At 61.6% G+C, this 5880-nt stretch carries 6 protein-coding genes and 1 pseudogene; 3 read left to right on the top strand and 4 right to left on the bottom strand.

Going from position 1 to position 5880, the window contains the following annotated elements:
• Positions 1–504, top strand: a 504-nt coding sequence (locus HP499_RS19865) for an IclR family transcriptional regulator (RefSeq protein WP_172325865.1), incomplete at its 5' end; no start/stop codon positions are given.
• Between the two features lie 63 nt (positions 505–567).
• Here the strand turns inward: HP499_RS19865 and HP499_RS19860 are convergent.
• From HP499_RS19860 to pucL, 3 genes are all read right to left on the bottom strand, one after another.
• Positions 568–1050, bottom strand: coding sequence for a DUF2867 domain-containing protein (locus tag HP499_RS19860; RefSeq protein WP_172325864.1), 483 nt, complete (start codon positions 1048–1050; stop codon positions 568–570).
• Positions 1051–1229: 179 nt separating this feature from the next.
• Positions 1230–2738, bottom strand: a complete 1509-nt coding sequence (locus HP499_RS19855) for a nucleobase:cation symporter-2 family protein (protein WP_172325863.1) — start codon at positions 2736–2738, stop codon at positions 1230–1232.
• Positions 2739–2931: 193 nt separating this feature from the next.
• Complete coding sequence (pucL, locus tag HP499_RS19850) at positions 2932–3846, bottom strand: factor-independent urate hydroxylase (protein ID WP_172325862.1); 915 nt, start codon at positions 3844–3846, stop codon at positions 2932–2934.
• 370 nt (positions 3847–4216) lie between these two features.
• Between pucL and HP499_RS19845 the strand changes: the two genes are divergently transcribed.
• Positions 4217–4393: a hypothetical protein gene (locus HP499_RS19845; protein WP_014922716.1), complete on the top strand. Its 177-nt coding sequence runs from the start codon at positions 4217–4219 to the stop codon at positions 4391–4393.
• Between the two features lie 375 nt (positions 4394–4768).
• Positions 4769–5704 carry a type IV toxin-antitoxin system AbiEi family antitoxin domain-containing protein gene (locus tag HP499_RS19840; RefSeq protein ID WP_172325861.1) on the top strand — a complete coding sequence of 312 codons (936 nt, stop codon included), beginning with the start codon at positions 4769–4771 and terminating at the stop codon, positions 5702–5704.
• A 78-nt stretch (positions 5705–5782) separates the two neighbouring features.
• Here the strand turns inward: HP499_RS19840 and HP499_RS25285 are convergent.
• Positions 5783–5880: pseudogene (locus HP499_RS25285) on the bottom strand (hydroxydechloroatrazine ethylaminohydrolase); the annotation flags it as partial.

Below are 5880 nucleotides of genomic sequence, written 5' to 3'. Positions count from 1 at the left end.
GCTGTGGCCCGCCCGCAGTTGAAGACCCTGGTGGAGCGCCTCGGCGAGACTTCCAACATGGCGGTCCTGGACTCGGACATGGTGATCTACGTTGCCCAGGTCCCGTCCATGCACTCCATGCGCATGTTCACCGAGGTTGGCCGCCGCGCCCACACGCACGATACCGGCGTGGGCAAAGCCATCCTCGCCCAGCTGGACGATGAAGTTGTCCGCGGGATCGTGGCCCGCACCGGCATGCCTACCCCCACGGCCAAGAGCATCGGCGACATCGACTCCCTGCTCGCGGACCTCAAGCTCATCCGTGAGCGTGGCTACTCCATTGACGAGGAAGAGCAGGAGCTCGGCGTCCGCTGCTTCGCCATGGCCGTGCCCAATGCACCCACGCCCACCGCGATCTCCGTCTCCGGCCCCATCACCCGTGTTGACCAGAGCTTCGCCGACCGCGCCGTGCCCATGCTGCGCGAGGCTGCCATGGCGATCTCCGCGGAGCTCAACCAGAACTAGTCCTCACACTCCCGCCGAGTTGGCACGTAATGCCCATGTTTCCAAAAACATGGGCATTATCTGTCAGATCGGCGCGGGTTTTGAGCGGGTGGCCTTCCTCAGGATCGCGTTCACCACAATGGGGTGCGCCGGCCGTACCAGGCCGAAGTATAGTTTCCCTCGCCAGCCTTTGAGCTCGACGGCGGTAGTCACCCTGATCAGTCGGCTCACCGGATCAACTCCGACGGCGGCCGCGAAGTTCAAGTGCTTGTCCCGGACGAAGATCAGGGCTTCTTCGCCCAATTGATCTGTCACCTTGAAGGTGTCGCGAGGGGCACGGGGAACACCGATCAGGGGGACCAGGACCTGTCGCAAGCCCGTTGCCGCGGCCACCCAGCGAGGCATGGAATCCAAGGAGAACACCCGCTCCGCCCATTGCGTAGGGTCGATGCCGGCGCCGTCCGGGAGGGTGGCCAGGCACACATCCGCGTAGTCGGGCTTCGGAATTTCGCGGAAGGCCAGTGAATGGAAGCACGGCGCTTGCCGGGCCTGCGGCTGTTCGGTCATGGCCCGATCCTACGGTGCGCTGTTTGCAGAAGTGAGAGCCTGCCAAGGTGGGTTCCGCACCCTGGCGAGTGCCGGCGTCGTACATTTCCTGCGTGTCCGCGTTCCTCGCGAGCCGAGAAAGGCGGCAGTGTCCCCCAAGGAAACACTGCCGCCTTTGTCATTTACGGGGCGGTGGTGAGTTAGTGCTCCGACGCGCTGGAGGTCTTGAGCGGGACTTCCTTGCCATCGGCATCGATCAGCTTGCCGTTCTCGAACCGGTCGCCTTCGCTGAGGCACTTGATGTCCTCTTCGCTGACGATCCTGTCAGTGCCCGCGACGAACACCGACTGGTTGTCCGAGTTGCCGGCCTTGAGGTGGTTGAAGAGGATGTTCAGCAAGATGGCCATGACCGCGGCCGAGCTGATGCCGGAGTGGAAGATCGTGGAGAACCAGGACGGGAAGGCGTCGTAGAAGGACGGTGCGGCGATGGGGATCATGCCGAAGCCGATCGAAGCCGCCACGATGATCAGGTTCATGTTGTTCTTGTACTCAACCTTGGCCAGGGTACGGATACCGCTGGCCGCGACGGTGCCGAACAGCACGACGCCGGCGCCGCCCAGGACGGGCGTCGGAACCGCTGCGACAACGCGGCCCAGGACGGGCAGGAGACCCAGGATCACCAGGATGAGGCCGCCGGCGCTGACGACGAAGCGGCTCTTGATGCCCGTAATGGCAACCAGTCCGACGTTCTGGGCGAAGGCGCTCTGAGTGAAGGAGTTGAACAGCGGGGAGATGGCGCTGGAGAGCATGTCGGCGCGGAGGCCGTCGCCGATGCGGCGGGAGTCCACCTTGGTATCCACGATCTCGCCCACTGCGATGATGTCTGCCGAGGTCTCCGTCAGGGTCACCAGGATGACGATCAGCATGGAGATGATCGCGGCGACCTCAAAGGTGGGGGCGCCGAAAGCAAACGGTGTGGGGAATGCGACGATGTCGCCCTGGCCAACCTTGGAGAAGTCAGCCATGCCAGCCACGAACGCGATGATGGTGCCGATGACCATGGCCAGCAGGATCGAAAGGCGGGAGATGGCTGCGTTGCCAACCTTGCTCAGGAGCAGGACGACGCCCATGGTCGCTGCCGCGAGGCCAATGTTGGCCATGCTGCCGTAGTTATCTGCCTTGGCGTTGCCGCCCATGGCCCAGTTTGCTGCCACCGGCATCAGTGTCAGGCCAATGGTGGTGATCACCGTGCCAGTGACTACCGGCGGGAAGAACTTGATGATCTTGGAGAACAGGGGAGTAATGGCCAAGCCGATCAGCGAGGCCACAATGACCGAGCCGAACACCGCCTGGATCCCGCCGCCGCCTTGGACGATCGCCACCATGGTGGAAACGCCAGCAAAGGAAACACCCTGGACCAATGGCAACTGCGAACCGAACCACGGGATGCCCACGGTCTGCAGGATGGTGGCCAGGCCGCCAACGAACAAGCAGGCGGCAATAAGGAGGCCGATGTCCTGGGAGTTCATGCCGGCGGCCGCACCGATGATCAGCGGCGGAGCAATGATTCCGCCGTACATGGTCAGGACGTGCTGGAAGCCGTAAGCAAAGGTGCTTCCGATGGAGAGCCGCTTGTCCTCGGGACGTTCCGGCTTGTGCGACTGCGACGAGGTGGTCTTCGCAGGGCGGGATTTCTTCTTGATGTTCATGGCAGACTTTCTGGGTTCATGGCAGACGTCTTCGTCTGGCTAACTGTGTCTGGCTAACAAAATCTTGGTTTTGGGGGTTGGGTTTGTGTGCAGGTCCGGCCTATTTACGGGGCGCGGTTGGGCGGACCTGCACACAAGCCCTTGGGATGGTGCTTATTTTGCGGTGCTTATTTAGTGGTGGTGTGGTGCGGGTTTAGCAGAAGCCGGCGATGCCGCTCCACGCAACCGGTGCAGCCTCGATGTTCTCGCGCTGGACAGTTGCTTCGATGAGGCCGTACGGGCGGTCCGCGGCGAAGAAGACCTCGTTGGGGTTGTCCAGGCCGAACGGGCTCAGGTCAACCAGGAAGTGGTGCTTGTTGGGCATGGAGAACTTGATTTCGTCCACTTCGCTGTGTGCTTCCAGGACCTTCTTGCCCATGTCGAACAGCGTCTGCTGGAGGGCGTGGGAGTAGTTCTCGGTGAAGCCTTCAAGCAAGAGGGCCTTGATGTCCTCGTAGCTCTTGTTAAAGTCCGTTCCGGCGAAGTCCAGGTTGGTGTTGTAGCGCCAGCGGGCGGATACATCCGTAGCAAGGATGCGGTCCGTGGTCTCCGGCAGGGTGGTGTACTTGTCGCGCGGGTAGCCGACAAAGCCGGACTGCGTGGTCTTCAGGACGGTCAGGTCCTTGAGGCCGCTGATGAGGTGGGTGGTTGCGCCATCACGGACGACGACGGCGGTGCGCACCTCTTGTCCGTTGCGGACGAAGCTGTGGTCGTGTCCCTCGCCGTGAGCCTGGATGCGATCCCAGCTGTAGGCTTCGGCTTCCCAGCGGCCGCCGGTAACCCAGTCGAATCCGCTGGTGAAGTGATCTGCGAGGCGCAGGAGGAAGGACTCGGGTGAGCCCACGCCTTCGCGGGCGAAGGCGTAGACGGTGTTCTTCTGGGTGTCGGTGGCAACGACGTGGCCGTTGTCGCCTTGAAGGTGTGCGGCCTGGAAATCGCCGCGCAGCTGCGAGGTGACGTTCAGGTCTTCGATGTGGTGGCGGTCTGTATCCCGAGTGACCTTGACGACGCGGACTTCTGCCTTGCCGTACTGGTTTTCGCCGAGGACGATGTTGTTGCTCATGGTCATATCCCAACTTCTGTGAGGTGGAACCTACGTTCCATCAATGAAATTAAGCGCGTGTTTCCACTGCGTTTCTGGTGGAGCTGACCCAACAAAAAAGAGCCAGCATCCATGGATGCCAGCTCATTACGACCCTGCCTGCTGCTCTCAGGTTACGTGACCTACGCCACGAACTCATTCGAGAGTAGCGCACTATTTCGTCTTCTGTATACGGGTTTCGGGGGATCGTTATGAAGCATCCAAATGTGACCGGGGCAACGTCCTTTGGCCTGGAGGGGGTCTTGACGGCTGCTTTCGCCACTGCCTACACTTTCCACATAACAATAAAAGTTTTCCGAAGTGCGGAAACTGCTTGCATGAGAAAGAGGAGGAACAGATGGACTCGAAGGATACGAACAACGTCGTGGAATTCCCGGCGCCGGGTCAGGAGCTGTACCTGCCCTTCGGTGCAACGGATCCCGACTTCTACATTCCGGCCGACTGTGACCGCAAAGCCGGCGGGTTCTCCCGTTGGCTGCGGGCACTCCCGGTGTTCGGCCGGCAGCGCCCCTAGGATCTTTCCTGCATCCAAGGGTGTGCGGACTCTGCGCAACAGAGCCAACGAGGCGGGCGATACCTGGGGAGGTGTCGCCCGCTTTTCCGTGCCCTCTGCCTGCTGCGGCCCCCGTTTCGATGCTTCGCTGCGCGTTAGACGTCTGGAGTCGCCTAGTGCGCAGCTAGCCATCGAAATGGGCTGAGCCGGCTTTGAGAGCACCGTGGTCCCCAGGGGCCCGGCCCGTCGAATCTCCGGAGCGACGCCAGACAGATGCCTCGCTGCGCGTTAGACGTCTGGAGTCGCCTAGTGCGCAGCTAGCCATCGAATCAGACTTCTCCACATAGGAGCAGGCGCACCTGTCCCAAGCCGTCGGGTTCCAACGAAGCTTGGTCTATGACTAAGGCTGCCCCCTCGGAGCTCCCTTCAGGGATCCACCTCTGGCGTACTTCCGAGCTTAACGAGGCCGGATTCAACGCCCGTACCATAGCCAGACTGGTGCGAGCGGGAGTGCTGGTGAGGCTCCGCCGGGGTTGCTATATCCGTGGAAGCACCTGGGCAGTTCAAAAACCCTCGGTCCGAAGCCGGCAAATCATCGCTGCACACGCTCATGGGACACTCACGACGTCGGGCGGCGGCTTGGTCTATAGCCACACGTCTGCGGCACGCCTCCACCGTTTGTTTCTGTGGGACGTTGACGATCGTGTGCACATCACGCAGAAGAAGACACCGGCACCGAATTCGCACGGCCGCGATGTGGTGGCCCATTCCAGAATGCTCGGGGAGGGCGATGAGGTCCTCGTGGACGGGCTGCCGTGTACTTCGCTGGAGCAGACAGTGGTGGATTGTTGCCTGATGCTGAACTATCGGCAAAGCCTTGTCTTAATGGACCATGCCCTTCGAATTGGCGCCGATTCAGCCCGTCTGAGGCAAATGTGTGCAGCACTGCGGGGCAGAAACGGAGTGCTTTCCCTTCGCCGCGCCCTCCACAATGCCGACCCGCGTTCCGAGTCTCCCGGGGAAACCCTGACCCGGGAACTGCTCCTTCGTCTCCGCATTGAACAGCCTGAACTCCAGGTGAAAGTTCGCACGGTTGAGGGCCGGCACCACCTGGACTTCGCGTGGCGCGACAAGAAGTTGGCCCTGGAGTTCGATGGCAGGGTGAAGTACTTCGACTACGCGCCCACGGATGAGGTGATTTTCAAGGAGAGGCAACGCGAGAAAGCCCTCATGGAGGACGGGTGGACGTTTATTCGGATCAAGTGGAGGGATCTTTTCCAGGAGCAGGAATTCAAGATTCGCGTGCTTCGGGCCCTTCGAGCAGCCGGATAGATGGCTCCCTGCGCATTAGACGACTCCTACCGTCTAATGCGCAGCGAACCATCGAAACGGGTCCAGAAAGACCGGAACCTAGCCCGCCACCAACTTCCGCGCCGCCGCCGAGTGCTCAGCGATGAGCCCGGCAACGTCCAGCCCGGGAATCGCGCCGTCCACCACCCGCCATGAAC

It is taken from the genome of Paenarthrobacter sp. CM16 (assembly GCF_013179505.1).
In the GTDB taxonomy this organism is placed as follows: Bacteria; Actinomycetota; Actinomycetes; order Actinomycetales; family Micrococcaceae; genus Arthrobacter.
Note: the sequence above shows the minus strand (reverse complement) of the source record. Positions and strands in the feature narration are given on the sequence as shown.

Coding starts and splice junctions, on each gene's coding strand:
- HP499_RS19845 (WP_014922716.1), top strand. CDS start 4,217: ATGGACTCGAAGGATACGAACAACGTCGTGGAATTCCCGGCGCCGGGT.
- HP499_RS19855 (WP_172325863.1), bottom strand. CDS start 2,738: ATGAACATCAAGAAGAAATCCCGCCCTGCGAAGACCACCTCGTCGCAG.
- HP499_RS19860 (WP_172325864.1), bottom strand. CDS start 1,050: ATGACCGAACAGCCGCAGGCCCGGCAAGCGCCGTGCTTCCATTCACTG.
- pucL (WP_172325862.1), bottom strand. CDS start 3,846: ATGACCATGAGCAACAACATCGTCCTCGGCGAAAACCAGTACGGCAAG.
- HP499_RS19840 (WP_172325861.1), top strand. CDS start 4,769: ATGACTAAGGCTGCCCCCTCGGAGCTCCCTTCAGGGATCCACCTCTGG.